Origin of the sequence: Methylobacterium thuringiense, assembly GCF_022179645.1 — a bacterium.
GTDB classification, from domain to species: domain Bacteria; phylum Pseudomonadota; class Alphaproteobacteria; order Rhizobiales; family Beijerinckiaceae; genus Methylobacterium; species Methylobacterium thuringiense.
Map to the genome: position 1 here is coordinate 318,524 of NZ_BPRA01000001.1, position 18,672 is coordinate 337,195.

Annotated in this window: 15 protein-coding genes and 2 pseudogenes; 7 read left to right on the plus strand and 10 right to left on the minus strand. The window is 58.1% G+C overall.

Annotated elements, in window-relative coordinates; all coding sequences use genetic code 11:
- Window positions 1–1,139 precede the first annotated feature (1,139 nt).
- Entirely contained in the window at window positions 1,140–1,742 is a 603-nt protein-coding gene (locus MFF07_RS01370; protein ID WP_238230431.1) for a hypothetical protein, read from the plus strand.
- Between the two features lie 65 nt (window positions 1,743–1,807).
- Here the strand turns inward: MFF07_RS01370 and tnpC (MFF07_RS01375) are convergent.
- From tnpC (MFF07_RS01375) to MFF07_RS01395, 5 genes and pseudogenes are all read right to left on the minus strand, one after another.
- A pseudogene (gene tnpC, locus MFF07_RS01375) lies at window positions 1,808–3,135 on the minus strand (IS66 family transposase).
- A gap of 48 nt (window positions 3,136–3,183) precedes the next feature.
- Window positions 3,184–3,996, minus strand: coding sequence for an SRPBCC family protein (locus MFF07_RS01380; protein ID WP_238230433.1), 813 nt, complete (start codon window positions 3,994–3,996; stop codon window positions 3,184–3,186).
- 33 nt (window positions 3,997–4,029) lie between these two features.
- Window positions 4,030–5,319, minus strand: a pseudogene (tnpC, locus tag MFF07_RS01385) (IS66 family transposase).
- Between the two features lie 158 nt (window positions 5,320–5,477).
- Complete coding sequence (locus tag MFF07_RS01390) at window positions 5,478–6,131, minus strand: hypothetical protein (RefSeq protein ID WP_238230434.1); 654 nt, start codon at window positions 6,129–6,131, stop codon at window positions 5,478–5,480.
- 199 nt (window positions 6,132–6,330) lie between these two features.
- Window positions 6,331–6,876, minus strand: coding sequence for a recombinase family protein (locus MFF07_RS01395; protein WP_238230436.1), 546 nt, complete (start codon window positions 6,874–6,876; stop codon window positions 6,331–6,333).
- Between the two features lie 87 nt (window positions 6,877–6,963).
- On the opposite strand from MFF07_RS01395, the gene MFF07_RS01400 reads away from it, so the two are divergent.
- Window positions 6,964–8,235 carry a hypothetical protein gene (locus tag MFF07_RS01400; protein WP_238230438.1) on the plus strand — a complete coding sequence of 424 codons (1,272 nt, stop codon included), beginning with the start codon at window positions 6,964–6,966 and terminating at the stop codon, window positions 8,233–8,235.
- A gap of 187 nt (window positions 8,236–8,422) precedes the next feature.
- Here MFF07_RS01400 and MFF07_RS01405 read toward each other — a convergent pair whose 3' ends face one another.
- Both MFF07_RS01405 and MFF07_RS01410 read right to left on the minus strand, forming a co-directional pair.
- Window positions 8,423–9,073: a hypothetical protein gene (locus tag MFF07_RS01405; RefSeq protein ID WP_238230440.1), complete on the minus strand. Its 651-nt coding sequence runs from the start codon at window positions 9,071–9,073 to the stop codon at window positions 8,423–8,425.
- Between the two features lie 164 nt (window positions 9,074–9,237).
- The gene (locus MFF07_RS01410) at window positions 9,238–10,458 is read right to left on the minus strand and encodes an MBL fold metallo-hydrolase (protein WP_238230442.1); all 1,221 of its coding nucleotides are present in this window, start codon (window positions 10,456–10,458) and stop codon (window positions 9,238–9,240) included.
- Between the two features lie 144 nt (window positions 10,459–10,602).
- On the opposite strand from MFF07_RS01410, the gene MFF07_RS01415 reads away from it, so the two are divergent.
- The 3 genes from MFF07_RS01415 (at window position 10,603) to MFF07_RS01425 (ending at window position 13,164) form a co-directional block, all read left to right on the plus strand.
- Entirely contained in the window at window positions 10,603–11,007 is a 405-nt protein-coding gene (locus tag MFF07_RS01415; protein WP_238230444.1) for a hypothetical protein, read from the plus strand.
- Between the two features lie 497 nt (window positions 11,008–11,504).
- Entirely contained in the window at window positions 11,505–12,692 is a 1,188-nt protein-coding gene (locus MFF07_RS01420; protein ID WP_238230446.1) for a DUF262 domain-containing protein, read from the plus strand.
- A gap of 1 nt (window position 12,693) precedes the next feature.
- A complete protein-coding gene (locus MFF07_RS01425) occupies window positions 12,694–13,164 on the plus strand; it encodes a HEPN domain-containing protein (protein WP_238230448.1) in 471 nt (156 codons plus the stop codon).
- Between the two features lie 227 nt (window positions 13,165–13,391).
- Here the strand turns inward: MFF07_RS01425 and MFF07_RS01430 are convergent, their stop codons facing one another.
- Window positions 13,392–13,553 carry a hypothetical protein gene (locus MFF07_RS01430; protein ID WP_238230450.1) on the minus strand — a complete coding sequence of 54 codons (162 nt, stop codon included), beginning with the start codon at window positions 13,551–13,553 and terminating at the stop codon, window positions 13,392–13,394.
- Between the two features lie 506 nt (window positions 13,554–14,059).
- On the opposite strand from MFF07_RS01430, the gene MFF07_RS01435 reads away from it, so the two are divergent.
- The gene (locus tag MFF07_RS01435; RefSeq protein ID WP_238230453.1) at window positions 14,060–14,347 is read left to right on the plus strand and encodes a hypothetical protein; all 288 of its coding nucleotides are present in this window, start codon (window positions 14,060–14,062) and stop codon (window positions 14,345–14,347) included.
- 40 nt (window positions 14,348–14,387) lie between these two features.
- On the opposite strand, the gene MFF07_RS01440 is transcribed toward MFF07_RS01435, so the two are convergent.
- Window positions 14,388–15,764: a tyrosine-type recombinase/integrase gene (locus MFF07_RS01440; RefSeq protein ID WP_238230455.1), complete on the minus strand. Its 1,377-nt coding sequence runs from the start codon at window positions 15,762–15,764 to the stop codon at window positions 14,388–14,390.
- Window positions 15,765–16,106: 342 nt separating this feature from the next.
- Between MFF07_RS01440 and MFF07_RS01445 the strand changes: the two genes are divergently transcribed.
- The gene (locus MFF07_RS01445) at window positions 16,107–17,330 is read left to right on the plus strand and encodes a GNAT family N-acetyltransferase (protein WP_238230456.1); all 1,224 of its coding nucleotides are present in this window, start codon (window positions 16,107–16,109) and stop codon (window positions 17,328–17,330) included.
- 103 nt (window positions 17,331–17,433) lie between these two features.
- Here the strand turns inward: MFF07_RS01445 and MFF07_RS01450 are convergent, their stop codons facing one another.
- The gene (locus MFF07_RS01450) at window positions 17,434–18,651 is read right to left on the minus strand and encodes a glycosyltransferase family 4 protein (RefSeq protein WP_238230457.1); all 1,218 of its coding nucleotides are present in this window, start codon (window positions 18,649–18,651) and stop codon (window positions 17,434–17,436) included.
- Window positions 18,652–18,672 lie beyond the last annotated feature (21 nt).

Here is an 18,672-nt window from a genome sequence, read left to right on the forward strand (position 1 = left end):
GTGTGAACCTGAAATCAGATTGGACCGCACATCTATCAAATGCGCCAAATCATCGGCTTATATAATAAGCTTTTAATATCTCATTCAAGCTTTCAGGACCCGTCAAAAACAGGCTTAAAACATTGGCCAGCCTTATTACAGACCTTCGTAAGCTTTGGACGATCGTAGCTGTATTGTAGGAATGTTTCGGACTTAGAGCCTATAAAACCTTTCGTTTCTTTGCAAATATCTTCTTTTTTTCCACTGCTATAATCTCTATCGCATTCATAGACATAATAAACCGCCGATTCCGGACAGCTATTTCTGACTTTGTACGGAAACTGAGCTGCGCTACGGCCTCCAACAATTAGTTCCACGCATTTACCCAGGTCGCTACCACCTTCGTCAGAAGGCGTAGCTCGCTTCGTAGGCCCACGCACAACAGGTGAAATTTTTACCAACGCCTGTAATTGATCATATAAGTCTGACCGTCCTCCATCGGAGCAAAGCGACCGGAGCTTAACGAGGGACTGCTTGAGTTCACTTTGCTTTATTTCTTCGGTAGGCGATTTTATTCGGCGAATGAGATTTTCACTGAGAGAAATGCAGCTTCTTTGACTTATTACATTGGCCTCTCTTAAAGGTGGTGACGGATCGTCGGCTGGACTAGAATTCGGTTCAGAGCTTGGGCTCGGGGTTGGACGTGGGCATGGTATGATGTCATCCGGTATTGCGCCGCCCTGCAACTGCCGCTGCGTAAGAACTTGCGACCCACAATCATTGCTGAAAGTTGCTACACCTCGAGCCTGATCGATCGAAGTATATACACGAGTTCCCTGTATCACCTGAAATCCACTCTGACCTAGGACGGGCGACGCAGAAGCCATCAGCAAGAGCGCAACCTGCGTCTTTCGTTTCATCATAAAATCCTTCAAATACCCCAAGCCGTTCTCATCATTTTCGTCATTCTAAGGCAACGGACAAGCCCTCTATCGGCACTTCACGAACGCTGCCTGACAGCTCTCCTATCATATGCTCTCAAGGTGCAGGTATCATTTAAAAGAGCAATTAAATCAAGATGTAGCATAGTTCGACTGAATGGGGGATGATTTTGATGTACATATCAAGTCAATCTGAATTACATAGAGAGGTTTCAATTTATGGCCGATCAATCTGATGAATATAAAGTAATCTCGGACGAGATGCTCCATAACTATCGCGGGAAAGTTTATACCAGCATTCCCGACGACCCCAGACAGATAGATGTTAGTGTTATTTCCGCTCTTAAAGAAAGACTTTCTTCTCCGTATAGCTATAGATGGCGCGAGCGTGAAGCCGATATAGAAATCGCGCAGGCGCTTTATGGCAAAAGCGTTAGCAATTCTGGCTCAGTAATATACTATAGATATGAATCTCTGCTGCTTGATAAAAACGGAGATTCGCCGCCGATGAGCGCAAGCCCTATCAGTTGGGATGAAAGCGACGGATATTTTCTAAGATATTACGTAACAATTGCTGAATTTCGGATAAGCAGATATATCCATGATATGGTCTATGCAGAGTCTCTATTAAATAGCATTTTTCCAGGTTCGGACTACACATTGATCAAAAACGAAGAGGGCTATAAGTTAAAGATTGAAGATACATCTTATGTTGGCAGCTGGGTTCGCAATGTAACTCCGGCGCGCGCCATTGTAATTGCCCTACTTGAACGTTTAGAAATTCAACCCGATCTGGCTGCAGCATGGCGTAGCCCTCCATAATTATCGAATAAACTTCTCATTACTATCTAGTATTTAGATAATAATGCTTGCCGAAACAGATCGACTTAATTACCCGCCCCCTGCGACGACTGAGTACAGGGGTCGATGGTTTTGAGGATGGAGCGGAAGGGGCTGCTGCCTGTGAGGCGGATGGTATCAACCATGGTGCGGATGACGGCGTCGCCCTCAGCGGCCCAAATCGCGCGGTAGCTGCTCGTGACCTCCCGCTGGAGCTCGGCCGGGCGCAGTTGCTGCTCGGATCCGCTGTTGGTCGACTCGACTGTACCGGGATGGGCGAGGACGACCAGGAGCTGATAGCGAGCCCGGCGGATCTTGGCCTGTAGGGCGCGGGTTCGATCGCAGCCGCTCGGCGTGGCGAGGATGGTGCCGAGTTGTCGATCCAAGGTCCGGCGCTTGGCTGCCAAGGTCGAGGTGGCCAAGTCAGTGACGCGCTCGGCCAGGGCGAACACGGATTGGAGCCAGAGCTGTAGACGCCAGGGCACGGGGTCGTCGCTGACCTCGACGACGTAGGCGACGTCGCGGGCGAGATGGGCGAGATGGGCGAGATGGGCGAGGCAGGTCTGATGCGTGCTCGCATGGCCCTGTCGAGCGGTGTAGCGGTCCGAGATCCACACCGCCGGCCGGTGGCCGTCCATCATTTCCCGCACGACGATAGCGCCGCGCGTCCGCGAGGCCGTGTGCACCACCGCATCGGCTGTGTGGAAGACCCAATGGAAGGCTTTGCTGCCTTCGATCCGGACGCCGGCTACGTCTGACGCGACGACGGTGGCCCGGCGCAGGGCCGACACGGCAACCTCGCGACCGCAGCGGAAGCGTCCCTGCGCACGGCGGAGCAGGTTCATCAGCCCGCCCTGGCTGAGCGTCAGTCCGAACAGGTCCGACAAAGCCGCCTGCAGCCGCTCGTAGGACAGCGCCTGGAAGGTCTTGAGATACGTCGCCACCGCATGCAGCCGTGGGCCGAACGGGGTGCCGCGCGCCGCCTCCGGCACCGGCCCGACGACCCGCACCTCGCAGGTTGGGCAGTGCACCGCCAGCCGTCGATGCTGGGTGACGGCCGGTGCGACCTCCAGCAAATCGATCCGCTCGGATACGCCGACGATCTCAGCCGACAACGCCGCGTGTAGGTCGCTGCCACAGCACGAACAGCGATGTGGACGATGGTCGACAACCGCATCGGGCTCGTCGCTCATCACGCGGCTACGACCATTATGACCGGGCTTCGCCCCTCAGGGCTTGGCTTGCTCGCGCCGCCACTTTCGATCGGTCACGGGCGGCTTCGAAGACATGCACGAACACTTCTGTATGGCTGCAGCCACACGACCAGCTTGATCAACTCCTCGCGGCACAGCCGCTCAAGATCGCTTCGGCCCACCCCGCAAGGGAGTCCGCGAACCCCAACCCGCATGAGGGGGGGGTACTACTATTTTTGTTTAGCGCGCTGTTCATATTTTTTCAAAAGCTCAATATTATCCCTCATGAGCGACATATATTTTTGCCTCGAGTCATCAGAACCTTCGCAAACTACTTCACGAACTGGATTCATTGCCTTAACGAATTTAACAGCAAAATCGAGATCTTCAGCTGACGGATCTTCATTTGCATTCACGTCTCTTGTAATAACGAAACGTCCTTCTGCAGCCGCTGATTCTAAAGTGACGCGGTATGCAGTCCTATTCTTCATGTAAAATCTAGCACGATACAACATGCCGGTCTGATTTTTTCTAATTAACTCAAGCACGCCTGTCCCAGGTATCGTTGGACATTTCAAACCAATTGGCATGGACTTGAGCTTGAAACGTTCAATTTCCGAAGTATTTTCGATTTCATTTTTTCTATTCGTATCAGCACGCTGTGAAACTTCGGCTTCAGGCAAAGATTGCTTTTCTGCCTCGACCACAATGATCGCTCCCAAACCGGCTGAGGCGGCCAGCCCACGAATTACGACGGTCTCACCCTCACCGTCGCCGTCATGAGACAGAATGCATCGTTCGACCTGGGGGGGCCATCGGGCGATGGCGCAAAAGTCGCCGATGATCGCCCAGACCGCGGCCGGCGACGCGTTGACAGAGAGGCTTCGGGACACTTCCAAGGCGGAACTGCTACTGGTCTGCGCGGCGAGCGCCACGAGGACGCCAATCAATCTCATTATAGTCTGGCTCATCTGACGCCCGCCCCTGCCGACAATGTGCAACGTCGCCTGAGCGGCGATGTTCGTGACCGCTCCAATAAACACCGATGATTCCGCAAGAGTAAATACTCACCCCTGTTACGGCGGGGTACAGGCGTCGATGGTTTTTAGGATGGAGCCGAAGGGGCTGCTGCCTGCGAGGCGTATGGTATCAACCACGGTGCGGATAGCGGCCTCGCCCTCGGCGGCCCAAATCGCGCGGTAGCTGCTCGTGATCTTCCGTTGGACCTCGGCCGGGCGCAGTTGCTGCTCGGATCCGCTGTTGGTCGGTTCGGCCGCGCCGGGATGGGCGAGGACGACGAGGAGCTGATGGCGAGCCCGGCGGATCTTGGCCTGCAAGTCGCGGGTTATGTCGCAGTGGCTCGGCTTGGTGAAGATGGCGACGATCTGCCGATCCAAGCCCCGGCGCTTGGTAGCCAGCGTCGAGGCGGCCAGACCGGTGATGAGCTCGGCCACGGCGAACACGGATCGCAGCCAGAGCTGCAAACGTTAGGGCACGGGTTCGTCGCTGGCCTCGCCGACGCAGGCGACAGCGCCGGCGAGATGGGCGAGGCAGGTCTGATGCGCAGCCCCGTGTCCTTGCTGTACAGTGTAGCGGTCCGAGATTCACACCGCGGGCCCGTGACCGTCCATCATCTCCCGCACGACGACAGCCCAACCGCGTCGAAGAAGCCGTGTGCACCTCCGCGTCGGCTGCGTGGAAGACCCAATGATAAGCGTTGCTGCCCTCAATGCGCACGCCGGTCTCGTCCGAGGCGACCACCGTGGCCCGGCGCAGGGTCAAGACAGCTTCGCCGCGCCCGGAGCGCAAGGGCTTCTGCGCGCGCTGGAGCAGGTTCATCAGCCCACCCTGGCTGAGCATGAGGCCGAACAGGTGGGAGAGCGCCGCCTGCAACCGTGTAGGATAGCCGGGAAGGGTTTGAGATACTTCCCCACAGCATGCAGCCGCGGGCCGAAAGGTGTTCCCCTCGCCGCCTCCGGCACGGCTGCAACCACCTGCGTCCCGCAGGTCAGGCAGTGCACCGCCAGCCGTCGATGCTGGGTGACGGCCGGTGCGACCTCCAGCAACTCGATCCGCTCGGAAACGCTGACGATCTCGGCCGACAACGCCGCGTGCAGGTCGCCGCCACAGCACGCGCAGCGATGGGGACGATGGTCGTCAACCGCATCGGGCTCGTCTCTCATCACGCGGCTACGACCCTCATGACCGGGCTTCGCCCCTCCGGGCTGGCAATGCTCCCGCCGCTCCTTGCGGTCCATCGCAGGCGGCTTCGGGGAGGCGCGCGAGGTTTTTTCCGGGCGCTGGATCCGCAGCACCAGCTCAATCAACTTCTGGCGGCTTAAACACTCAAGGTCACTCTGGCCCATTCCACGAGGGAGCTAGAGCGCTTTCCGACCAAGTGGTTGCCGGTTGGTCGAAAGAAAGCGCGTCACAACAAAGGCTTAGAGACGCCGACCCGATGCAATCGGGTCGGGTACGGCTCTAGCGAAATCCAATCCGCATAAGGGGCCGGGCGAATACGCTTCTATTTTATTTGCATTGGATCTTGATTGATATTTTTATCCATCGATCCAGCATTTTTGAGATATTTTAGATTACTTTCCATTAAACTTTTAAACTTCTGTTTATTATCATTCGGTCCTTCGCAGACCTTATCGCGAATTGGGTCTACGTTCTTTGTTGCTTTTATGGCAAATTCCAGGTCTTCACCTGAAGGATCATTGGCAGCAATGACATCTTTAACCATCTCAAAGCGACCATTTGGTACTGCTGCCTCCAATGTAACACGGTAGACTGTTTTTACTTTGGTGTAGAATCTCGCGCGAGAAATCATGCCGTGTTGATTTTTCTTTATCAGTTCTAAAAGACCTTCTCCCGGTTTATCTGGACATTTTAGCCCAATTGGAACGAACTTTGATTTGATTTGTTCCATTTCCTCCGGCGTCAAATCAGACTCAGACTTCTTGAGAGGAGGCTGATTTGGTAAAATTGTTTCAGTCAGAAGTTTTACTTTTGGCTCGCTAGGCCCTTGGGATTCCTCTAATACATATGCGTCGCTATAAATCCTAAAACTTCTAAGATTAGAATCGCATAAAAAAATATTGCTGGCGCTCGCACTGCGCAAATTGTATGCATATGCGATCAATAAGCAAATTAGAATTTGAAAAACACGTTTCATACTTTTTCTCGCCACATATATAACGTTTTACAGCATGCCGTCACCAAGATTCAGATCACCCTTCAAGACAGTCCACTTCTTTGTGAAGCTGGGAAAGAGTGCCACTGAACGACGTGCATTGCACGTAGCAGCTCGGGCTCACGTTTCCAGCTTCGCCGCTGAGTTCCCCGGCTGGGCTGCCACGGCGGCAGCATCGAACCTATTTGGCCTGCAAGATCCGATAGACCTGCATCCGTGAGCAGCCAAGCGCAGCGGCGATCGCGGCTGGACCATTTCCGGCAGCGTGCAGCGTCCGCACCTCCTCACGGTCGAGGCGGCGCTTGCCGCCGGTGTAAACGCCAGCCGCCTTCGCTTGGGCAATGCCCTCGCGCTGCCGCTCCTTGATGAACCGTCGCTCCATCTGCGCGACCATGCCGAGAACGGTCAGCACAACGTGACCCATCTCCCCGCGGGTCGAAACGTGAGGGTCGAGCACGGTGACGCTCGCGCCTCGCTGCTCAGCTTCGTGAACGACGTTCAGAACATCCCGTGTGTCGCGTCCCAGCCGATCAAGGCGGGTGACGACCAACTCGTCGCCCTGGCGGAGGAACTGGAGAACGGTGGCGAGTTCAGGGCGGCCATCACGGCTCGCGCCTGATACCTTCTCTGACCGGATGACGGCGCAGCCTTCGGCCTTCAGGCGGGCAAGCTGTCCGTCGAGATCCTGGTCAAGGGTCGACACGCGGGCGTAACCGATGCGGGCCATGGGATGTCACCTCAGGGTGTGATAGCCCACCTCATGAACCACAGCCGGACTAGTCGCTGTCAACACCCCTCTGTGTCGGACTCGCCTGTGAGCACTAACCTGCGCTTACCCCGCATTCTCGAAGATGATTTCGTGCGCGATCTCATCGCAGGGCCGCTCACCCCGCTCCTCACCTTGGTCCAGCAAGATCGAGACCTCATCGCCGAGATCAGAACAGACATCCTCGATGTCTACTGCAAAGGTCAACGCCTCGTTAGTGTGAAGCGCCTACGGGAAGGCTACCGCCTTCTGTCGCACAAGAAGTTCTGGGACGCACAAAGTCTCGACGTGCGGGTGGCCGAGCAGGTCGCGGCCTTCTGCAAGACTGAGGTCCCGGACATAAAACAGAGCATCGCTCTGCACGCTGCACGCGGCAGAGAGATCGAGTTCGAGCAGCTTCTCATACGGGTGAACAACCGCGAGAACCTGAACTCCGACTACATCGCGGTTGACCGCCAGGGCATCGCTGAGGAGGGCAAGGGCCGCACCGACGTGGTGGGCGTATACTGGCCCGGCGACCGTCGCATAACGAACAACGCGCTCGCGCCTGCGCTGATTGAGGTCAAGTTCGGGCTTGGCGGCGGGGTCGAGGGTGTGGCTGCCCAGTTGTCTCGTTACTTCGAGGATCTGCGAGGCACCCTGCCGACCTTCGCCCGCGATTTGCAGGGTCAACTCCGGCAGAAGGCGCGGCTCGGGCTTTTGAACGGGCTGAGCGATTTGGCACAGGCCAAGATCCAGCGGCTTCCCGTGTCGGACCGCATCAAGGATATGCGCGCCGTTGTGGTCCTCGTGGACTACAATCCGCGTGCCGGACGGCTCGACCTCGGCGCGCTTCGCGCGCTGCCCTTCGCCGACCAGATCGACCTATTCCACCTGGGCTTCGGTTTGTGGAGGGCGAATTCCACCTTCCGGGTCGAGCTTTCGGTTGCCGCGAGCGACGATTGGCTCACGCGGGTCTGCGCGGGAGCGTTCGACGCGATCCCGAACCCGTTCGCATGGATCGAGTCAATTGAGTTCGCCCGCTTGATCAACGGTCACGAGGCAGCCCGGACCATCGGTGTCACGGAGCTCGGTAACTTCGCTAACGCCAAACTCGCTAATGCTGAGGCAATCGGTGCCTGGGCGGGGACGCCGCTGGAACTTTGGCTTTGCCTCTTCTACGAACACCGGCTCGCAAGTCACGGCGGTAAGCCAGTGTCGTATGCGGAAGGGCGGCGTCCCATCAGGGATTTACTCTGCCAGAGCTTGCGCAATACTCTTCAGCGTCTATCGCCTACAGAACACGCAGAAATCTTGCGGCTAATCGCATCGAAAGAATGATTTTTCAGTCTCTATCAATCGCTGCGTCCAGGGCATCAAGATCAATACTGATCATTTCATATTCGGGAACTTTGATCGGCAATTTCCGTCGTTTGACTTAGCTCGTGTTGTTCGCGGACGAGAAAGTATGAAAGTTGGCGACAAATTGCATCCCATTGACTCGATTGACCAAATGGTAGACCGAAACCTAGTCCGGCTTCAGACAAGAACGTCGTTCCTCCATATAGCGAGAAAATGAGAACTCGGTTGCCAGAACGGCCTCGCCAATCGCCATACGCAATCGCCCCTGGGCTATCTCCTCCACGTCGTCCACCTCACGCAGGAGACTTTGGACGCGCTGCAGGTTTACCGCGTTCCCTCTTATTAGCGCGACTGCATCAGCACCATGGTCGGGCGCATGGGATAGACACCAAAGCCACAAAAGGTGTTCGGGGCTAGCCAGTCGAGTTGTAATCCCGAGCCACGTACAAGTCGTCGCCTCCGTCAGTAATTTGGTCTCGACAAGGCCAGTGCAGTTCCTCAGCGATAAACTAATCGCGTTAGTGCGGGTGCGTTGATCCATGTGCATAGCGAATTGCGCTCTGGTCTGATGCACCAGTGTCGCGGTATGCTCCGGCTCGATTTCATGCAGAGCCGCCACAATCTCTATTTCACTAACATACTGTGGCTCGGCGTAGTTAGCGAGTGCAATACGGCCAAGCACGGCGTAGGAAAGACCTTGGGCATTTAGACGGGCCACTATGTCTTGGAAGATGACTAGTAGCTGACGAGGCGTTGGATCGTCGGGGTCACAGACATTGACGAGGAGGTCTTCGAGGTCGACCGACGAATCTGCCATCGCTCATATTTCCTTGCCACAGTCTTGTAGCTGCTGAAGTGCAGATCGGAGCAAACGATATGGCTTTGCCTTTTAAATCCGCCAGCCGCGCAGGCGGCATTTTTTAAATGCCTCTAAGGTGTCAGGTCGAAAATTGAGTTATTCAAATTGATTGTATGCTGACTTCAAACATCCCACCACTCACCATCGGCACGTCGCACGACGCTCGGCCCGAAGTACTCTGGAAAACGGTCGCCCGCGAAGGTATGCACCGGTACCAGTGAATCAGGACGGACTGCTTCCACGAGGCACTTGAGGTCCGAGATGCTGGCGTGTCCCGAGGTATGGACCACCTCGAAGTCGACCCCGCGCGCCACAATATCCGCGCGCAGCTTCGCCCCGGACCCCGTCTGATCCTTGAGGTAGCCGTCCCACTGCGACCAGATCGCCCGTGCGCCGGTCCAGACCGCCGGTCCAAGCGAGTCGATGTCGGGCAACATCGCCTGTCGAAACAGCATGACGGCGCGCGGCGCGAGCGCGGCTAGCCCCTCCGGGTAGATGCGATAAGGCTTGTAGGGGGCGAGCAAATCGAAGCGTTTCGTTCGTGCGATGTGCCGGCGCTGATATTGCGGCACGTAGACCGCGAGGTTGGGCCACCCGGCCACGGGAATGTTAGGATTCTCCGTCGCGCGCAGCACCTCCAGAGCGTACAGGTCGAGCACGAGGGTGCGCCCGGTCTTTTTGCAGGCGCGGTAGAGCGAAACAACGCGGTCGATGTTTTGCGCCGAGGCGCAAACTGCCACGAAGCCCGGTGCCCTTAGGCGCACAACGAAAGCGGTCTCGATCTCGCTCTCGCTCGGGAAGCGTTGTTCGGGGCCGAGCCGACCGAGGCTCGATCCCTCCATCAGCATTGTATTCACGCCGCGCGGCGGCGAGCGCAGCAGGCGTTCGAATAGCGCTCCTTTGCGACCGTGCGCTCGCAAATCGCCGGAATAGAATAGCCGCCGACCGCCAGCTTCCACCAGCAAGGCATAGGCATCGTAGGCTGAATGATCGACAAGGGTGGGAGTTACCCGGAATGGCCCGAGCGGCAGTGGAACGCCGTTCTCCAACACGGGATGGCTTTCCGCTCGGAAGGCTGCCGGCAAAAAGCGAGGCACGAAGGGGGCAGCGGCACGTAGGATGCGTGTTGTGGCAGCGCCCACGACGACCGGCACGGATGCAATTACAGCAGGAAGCAGGCCCCAATGGTCAGCGTGGCCATGCGATACGACGATACCCCTTAGTCCCGGCTCAGGTTCGCGCAAGCCTGCCACTGGGGGCAGAAGCAGCGCCGGGTCGGCCGTCGGATCGGCGTCGAGGGGCAGACCGAGGTCGAGGAGTAAGCGCTCTCCGGCGAAAGCCAACTCAACGCACGTTCCGCCTATCTCGCGCGTGCCGCGATGCACGCAGGCGCGGAAGGCCCCTGAGGCTGTGGCGGTGCCAACGGGTGGCCTCGTGTGGTCGGGATAAGTTGACACGGCCAAGCTTTATCACGGCAAGATGAGGCTATGAAGCTCGCCCTGGCCCCCACCGCCGCCACGACGCTGGCACAACCGTCGGTCGGAATCTTCTGGCGGATCGGCGACTACCTCCTGGTTGAGCGCACGCCCTTGGCACAGGCCGAGACCTACGGCGACTGCCTCACCCACGCGGGAGGCCATTACGAACGCTGGGACGTCTGGCAGGCGCTGGGGGCGAAGCAGTTGCGAGCCGAGGGCTACCCAAGCGAGATCGCGTGCAGCGAGTACGACCACTGGCCGCGCGGGCGCATAGTTTACGAACGCCCGGCCGGGCGCTTTGTGATTTACGCGGATCGCCGCTTGCAACGTCCCGAGTTCATCGCCCAGTTGCGCGAGACGTGCGGGCTACTCGATGCGGTGTCGGTCGTGCGGGGTGACCCGCACTACCGCTGATGGCCCCAGTTACCGGGCAGCATGTGAAAGAGTATCTCACCCCCTTCGTGCCCCTTGCGATAGTGGTCGGGCACAGCCTCATCGATCTACACGTTACCGCCTGGGTCGAGCGACGAGGGGGTGGGACATTCAGCTCGTTGGCCAAGCAATCGTCACATCAAGGTGTAGGGTTGCGCGAACAAGTGTCACTTCGATAGATTTCCGCCCTAAAGTGACGACATGTCTGGATCGTAAGGTTACGCAACGCTGGGGTATACCCTGATGTTGGAGAAGTCACGACTGACTCGGCATCGCTCCACTTGCCGACATTAGGTCTTGGCACAAAAGCTGACGTTACAATCTCATCACTGTCTGCGAACCGCCGCCCGGTCATACGGGAGATCGGATCAGTTGTTTGGGAGGCACAATCTGTTGGGCTCTGGTCCTATTGCTCGCATGGCTTTTGGATTCGCAAAACCAACGTGGCTCGGCAACGGATGCACCCCGGACCTGTCCCTATGGTTGACAAGCTTGTTGGTAATCAGGACGATTCACGCTGCCAGCGCGAGCTCACAATGCCCGATCCGACCGAAGACGACGAAATCCCTTCCGGCCAGCCTGTGGAGATTGAGGACGAGTATGAGCTTGCGTTGGAGACGGCCGGCGTTGAGGACGAGACGCTTCTCGAGCAGCCGGGTGACGTTAAATTCGTCATTACCAGCTATGGAGCCGACTACCCCATCGACACCGTGATCTCGCGCTTGAAGTCGGGCGCGTTCTTCATCCCTCCGTTCCAGCGCAGGTTCGTATGGTCCCAGCGCCATGCATCGCGGTTCATAGAGTCTCTTCTAATGGGCTTGCCGGTACCCGGGATCTTCCTATACCGGGAGACTGAGACCAACAGGCATATGGTTGTGGACGGGCAACAAAGACTGAGATCACTTCAGTATTTTTACGACGGCGTATTTTTGGAGAAGAAATTTCGTCTGACCGGAGTTGCAGATCAATGGAATAATCTATCATACGATCAGCTTACTCCGGCAGATAAATTAAGACTCGGAGATTCGATTATTCACTCTACGATCTTTCATCAGGACACACCGAAGCAGGCTCACCGGAGCCTCTATTTCGTGTTTGAGCGGATCAACTCGGGCGGGATCCGATTGTCGCCTCAGGAAATCCGAAACGCCATCTACGAAGGCACGCTTCTGTCAACAGTGCGTGCTCTGAATAACAATAACGCATGGCGATCTATTTTTGGCGAAAAGAAAAATTCTAGGTTGAAAGACGAGGAGTTAGTGCTGCGTTTCTTGGCAATGAGAGCGCGGTTAGACAAGTACTCTCGGCCGATGCGGGATTTTCTAAACGATTTCGCTGATGAATTGAAGAATGTGGACCATATCGCACTAGAAAGATATTCGAAAATATTCACGGACACCATTCAAGTGATCTACGATGTTAAGGGTAAAAGTGCCTTTCGGCCGCGGGGGACCCTGAACGCCGCAGTCTTTGAGGCCGTCATGTTGGGAGTTTCAAGTAGGATTGAGAAAGACGATACGCCTATCGACAAGGACAAGCTCAGGACAGCATATGATTCGCTGCTCGCCGACAAAGAATTTACTGCCGCCAGCGAGCGCGCGACTGCCGACGAGGAGGCAGTAAAAACACGCAGTCGGGTGGCGATTGCCGCTTTCGTGGGATGCTGAAGTGTCCTTTTCGATCGACCAGAGGTTGGTTGCGCTCGAGAGGGTCATCACCGAGGCAGGAAACACGTCCCACGCCGCGGAAGTTTCGTCCTACCTGTGCCGCTTTGGCAGCGTTCTGGTCTGCGGGCACCTAGAGCGTTGCCTCGAGCTCATCTTGTGCGAGAAATTCGAGGGGACCATGCCCCCGCAGATGTCAGTCTTCCTGCGGCGGTACTTTGGGGCAGGCTCAAACTACGACTGCGACAGGATCGTGGCCCTACTCAACCGCTTCGACACATCATGGGGCGCGGCTCTCGAGGTGTTCATTGCTGCGAACCAGCGCGTGAAGGAGAGCGTGTCGTCCTGCTACGCGGTCCGCAATTCAGTCTCACACGGAGGAGCCCAGAATCTTGGTATCCGGGTACTAAAGCAGTATTTCGATGATGTGGTTACCTTAATAGCCGAAGTGGAACATATCGTCAGGAAAATCTAGATGCATAGCTATCCGATTTCGTGTCATCAGTCAGGAGACCGTTGACGTCCAGCGCGTGAATTAGGATCGGGAGGAGAAGGGACGGGCAAAATCAAACGTACTTAATCCGCTTGTCTGCCAGCCGTACCGGCATCTGTACTTCCCAGTTACTGCTTATTGTCCAAGTCTACCACTGGCTTGACGGACGCTATCTGCGAGAGCAGCGGCCACACGGCGCGTTATGCAGCCTAGGCGAGGAAGTTCACAGCGCGGGCCGCCACCAGGGCCACGGTGAGTAGCGAGATTAGGGTTTCTGTCATCATCAGCAGTTTAGCGCGTGGCGTCAGCGGAAGGATATCGGTAGGCGAGAAGGCAATCGCATTGGTGCAGGCGAGGAAACGGTAGTCCATGGAGCCCGGCACGAAGCCTTGTTGTCTTTCCGGCGAGCCAGGGGTCAACTGTGAGAACAGAAAGTCTGGGTCTTGGGCGCTCGGATGACCACGAAAAGCCGCGCGACCACGATCCTTCGTCCAGAACCATAGGGCGAATGACGTTGGTGCCTCAGATATTTTGGGCGTCGATGAGCAGGGTCGCACCACTGCCCGCCTTACCCTAGAAGAGCGCATGCACGAGGACCGCCAACGCGGCGGCATAGGCTGCTGTCACCAGCGACGTCAGAAAGGCGGATGCACGCCGTATCAAGCGTTGCACTTTGGCTGGTGGCTCGTCTATCGTGGCGAGGAGTTACTCCATGAGCGTAAGAATTTGACCTAAAAAAACGAGTACCGAGCATTTATCATTCTAATTCTGGTGAGACTACTCGCTCACAAGAGCTCGGCTACAATTTTGACATAGGGCCTCGTTACCGTAATAGAGCTTCGAAGAACGACGAAACAAAAAGTTAAGGTAGATAAGTATGAGTACTACAAATGATTTTACTGTTTGGTTAAATTCTACAAAAATCGAGGGAGAAAGCATTCGAGAAGCGCTAATCGAAGGTCTTGAGCGTGTTTGTAGCAGTCCCGGTTTTAGTATTTTGCAGCAGAAAGATGATGTGCTTGTGACGGGGCATGGTTCTGAAGTAACTCTTTGTTTGAAAAGCGATATAGATCGAAAGAACTTCATCAAGTTTCTAGAAAATGCAGAGATTAAAGAAGAATCTGATGATGGGTTTAGACGGAATATGGACGATACCAAACAATAATTTACAATAGCGGCAGCCGTAATTTTGTATTATTTCTGCCTTACCTGTGATCCCGCCTGGTATTTCTGGAGTGTTGGAACTGTTCGCACGGGCTTAAGCCACAATAGTGCGTCGATTTAGTCGGATCTTGACCCATCGCTCCCTCGAGCCTGTCAGCGATCAGGTCAGCGGCCTGGCGTAAGGGGCTTGCGTCGAGGTGGGCGTAGCGGGCCGTCGTTTGCGGTTGGGTATGACCGAGGAGCTTGCCGACGATCGGCAGCCCAAGGCTCGCGCCCGCGCCGATCGACGCGAAGGTATGTCTGAGGTCGTGCAAGCGCACGTCGGCCAATCCAGCCCGGCGGCGCACCGCCTTCCAGGGCTTGTTTAGGTCGGCGCGTGGTTTTTCATCGTTGCTGCCGGCGATCACAAAGGTTGAGCCGACACGCGGTAGCTCCTCCATGACGCGAATTGCTGCTCGGCTAAGTACGAGCGTCTTCCGACCCGTCTTGCTGTCGGGTAGAAAGGCGAGCCCCCGCTCGAAGTCTACCTCGTTCCATCGCAGGTGCAGGATTTCGCGCAGGCGTGCGCCGGTCAGGATCAGCAGTCGGATTGCCGCGACGGCACCAGGGTCCAGCACCGTCCGCCTGTTCTCCACCTTTGCAAGGTGCTTCGCTCGCGGTCCCGACTCGTTAGCCTGCCACGAGAGACCGGTGGTCTCCGCCTCCCTTAAAGCGTCGCCCAGGCGGTTCAGTTCGGCAGAGGTCAGGTAACGTTCGCGGCCCTGCTCACGGTAGCGTTCCAACCGGGTGACCGGATTGTAGCCTTCAGGCACCAGCCCTTGTCGGTCGCACCAGGAGTAGAACGAACTCAACACCGCCATCACGTAGTTCGCCGTAGCTGGTCGAGCTTCAAGGCGATGGTGCAGGCGGGCGACATCGGCTCGGGTCACCCCCTCCGCTTGGCGTGATCGGAATTCTGGAAGAATGTGAGCGTCGAAAGCGTGACGGTAGCCCGCGATGGTCGAGGGCTTCCGCTTCGGGACGACATGCTCGTCGATGAAGCGTTGAGCCGCTTCACCCACCGTGGCGGCCGCTCGTTTTCGCGCACGTTCCTGCGCCGGGTCGATCCCGCGTGCCACCGCCCCGAGATGCTCTCGAGCCTGTCGCCGTGCTTCGTCTGGCGTGACAGCGCCGTACCGCCCCAGGTTGACGAACCGCTTGGCGCTGCGTCGCCCCCCTGGCCTGTAGCGGAGGATGAACGACTTTATGCCGGAGGGTTCGACGCGCAGGCCGAAGCCCTTCAACTCGGCATCCCAAATTTCGAACCGCCGTTCGCCGGGACCAGCGAGATCGATTAACCGCTTTGTGAGCTTCTTGGCATGTTCAGGCACGGCATCGCTTCCAGTGACCACCTGGTGACCACCGTGGAAGGAAACCATGGTGACACAGGAGTGATCATAGCACGGCGATCAATCAATGGTAACAAAGGCTTAGAGCAGTAGCGGGTGCTCACGAGTGAACCAGGGTAATAGCAATTTTGAAATTGGTAATGAGGAGGTCGTGGGTTCGATCCCCCCTCGCAGCACCATCAATTTTAAGCACTTGGGTACGGTTATCGTGAGTGCTCTCAGGTTCATTGAACTTGGGAGCCTTCGGCGTTGGTTCGGTCACGTTCGAGGCCGGCCGGCAGCGCATCGCTCGGCCGTGGTTCCGGTGAGGTTGCGATCGAAACGCGTCCGGAGCACTCGCGCCATCACAGCCATTGTTTGAGGGGGACGTTCGTGATCCTGACGGACGCATCTCGTGTAGACCCGGTGGCCGGCGGACCGGCCGATACGTTTCGAATACGCGTCGCCGATACGCCCTCGGCCTTCCCGGATTGGCCCCGGAGCGACCGTCAGGGCTCGGCGCGCTGCCACGTCTTTCAATGCGCCGACATCCTCGAAGTCTGGCTCGATACCATCGGCGCGGCGCGGCGGATCCGGGCGCTGTTCGTCGGCGTCTCCGATGCCGCCGGGCAGACCGTGATGCTGCTCCCCCTCGGGATCGAACGCATCCGTGGCGTCCGGGTGCTCGGTTTCCTCGACGGTACCGTCGTCGATTACAGCCAGCCGGTGTTGTTTGCGCCTGCATCGAACCTCGATGCGGACGCGATGAAGCGGCTCTGGCAAGATATCCGGGCGGCCTTGCCCGGTTTCGACGTGGCGGTGTTCGACAAGATGCCCACCGAAGTCGGCGGACAGGCGAACCCGCTGATGCATCTCGATGTCGTCCAGATGCCCGAATCGGGCCATGTGATGAGCCTGCCCGTCGGCCAGGAAGACCTTGAAAAGCGGATCCCGGTCTCGAAGCGCCATGTCCGCTACATGCGCCAGCTTGCCAAGGATCAGGCCGTGGCGCTGGAGGTGGCCGACTCGCCCGAGCAGGGCCGGCAGTTCCTCGACGACATGATCGAGAACAAGACCCGGAAATTCCACGAGACCCGCGTTCCGGGCTTCGAGATCCCCGGCAAGCGCGCCTTCTACGACGAGGCGACGCGGCGGCTCGCGAACCTCTCTCCGATTCATCTGTCCGCGGTCCGGGCCGGCGATACGGTCGTCGCGAGCCATTGGGGCCTGGTGTATGAAGACCGCTTCTATTTTCTGATGACGGCTTATGCCGGTGGCGAGTGGCGCAAATTCTCACCCGGCCGGATCCTCAACGACGAGTTGATCCGCTGGTGCCACACGCACGGCTATCGCTGGTTCGATTTCGGCATCGGCGACGAGGTCTACAAGTACGAATATTGCGACGTGGTCGTGCCTCTCCACATCGCGGTGATTCCCGTAAGCCTGCGCGGACGTCTCTACGTCCTGACCGGCGCTCTTCTAACGCGTCTTCGCGCCTCTCGGCTCTGGCAACGGCTCCGGCCCTACAAGTGGATCCTGCTGCGGTCCCTGAAATCCGCCAAGCCCGATGCACCGCCCAGCGGGGACGACGCCGATGCTTCCAAAACAACTCATTGAGTAAAATCTCGCAGGCTCGCTCCGAGATTTTCGTGTGGCGGCGGCAGGATCTCGATCTGCTGCGCTCTCGCTTCAACCCGAATCGGCCTACTCGGAGAGCAGTCTATCGCGGGGATGGCCGGGGAAGCGGTGTGAGCTCACCCAGGATGGCGGCGGGATCCTCGTCCTCCCGCAAAGTCTCGTAGACGGCGCGGGTGTCGACGGCGATCAGGTCCCAGTCGTACTCGCGACCGACCCGCGCGCGGCTGGCGTCGCGCTCGGCGTCGGTGTGAAAGCTGGCGCAGGATTGGGCGATCGCCGCCGTCAGTGCCGGGACGTCCCCAACGGGAAAATAGCACGCGTCCGACAGCCCGATCTCGCGGTTGGCGGGGATATCGCTGGCGATCACCGGCAGACCGTCCGCCAGGGCTTCGAGAAGCGCGATCGGCAGCCCTTCGTGGCTTGAAGGGAGCACGAACAGGCCCGCATGCGCCATGAGCTCGCGAAGCGCCAGACCGCTCTGGAAGCCCGTCGCGACCACACCCGGCGTCGCCTCCGCCGCCGCGAGCACCATACGGGAATAATTGTCCTCGTGGTCGGCCGCGCCGACGATGGCGAGCTTCCACCCCTCCGGCGCGCCTCGGGCGAAGGCCTCGATCAGGTCGAGATGGCGCTTCTCCGGAACGAGACGGCTCACGGTGATGACGTAGCGCCGTCGCGTCAGCCCGAACTGCCGCAAGGCCGCCATGCTCGATGGCTGCGGCTGCGGCGTGACGCCGTTCGGCACGGCGTCGACGAGCACGCCGTAGCGCGTGTTCATGGTCCGCGCGATCACGCGTGACACGGCGATGCGCCGGTTGGCGAAACGCATGCCGGCCCATTCCCCGAGCCTCAGCGCGACTTTCGCGAAACGTCCCCACTTCGCACGGTCGTAGTCGAAGCCATGGTGGGTCACGACGACGCGAAGGCCGAGGGCCCGCGCCAGCGGGACGAGCAGCGAGGGGCCGACCGCGTGGATATGCAAGATGTCCGGCCCGCGCCGCGCCGCGTGCACGACGCCCAAGAGGGTGTGGACCACGGCTTCCAGCGAGCGGGCACGTGGCGACGGCAGCGGTGTGACGACGAGGCCGCGCCAGCGGTGCGGGTCTTTCCGCTCGACATAAGGGCCGCGCGCCAGGATCTCGACCGAACAGCCGGACCTGGCGAGCCTCAGGGCGAGTTCCTCGACATGGCGCTCGACTCCACCCTGCACCCGCGGCAGGCCGCGCAGGCCGAGCATCATCACCTTGAGCGGGCGGCGGGCCTTGCGTTGACCCGGCTTGATCAGACGTCTCATACGCATGGCCCTTTCGGCCGACGCCGC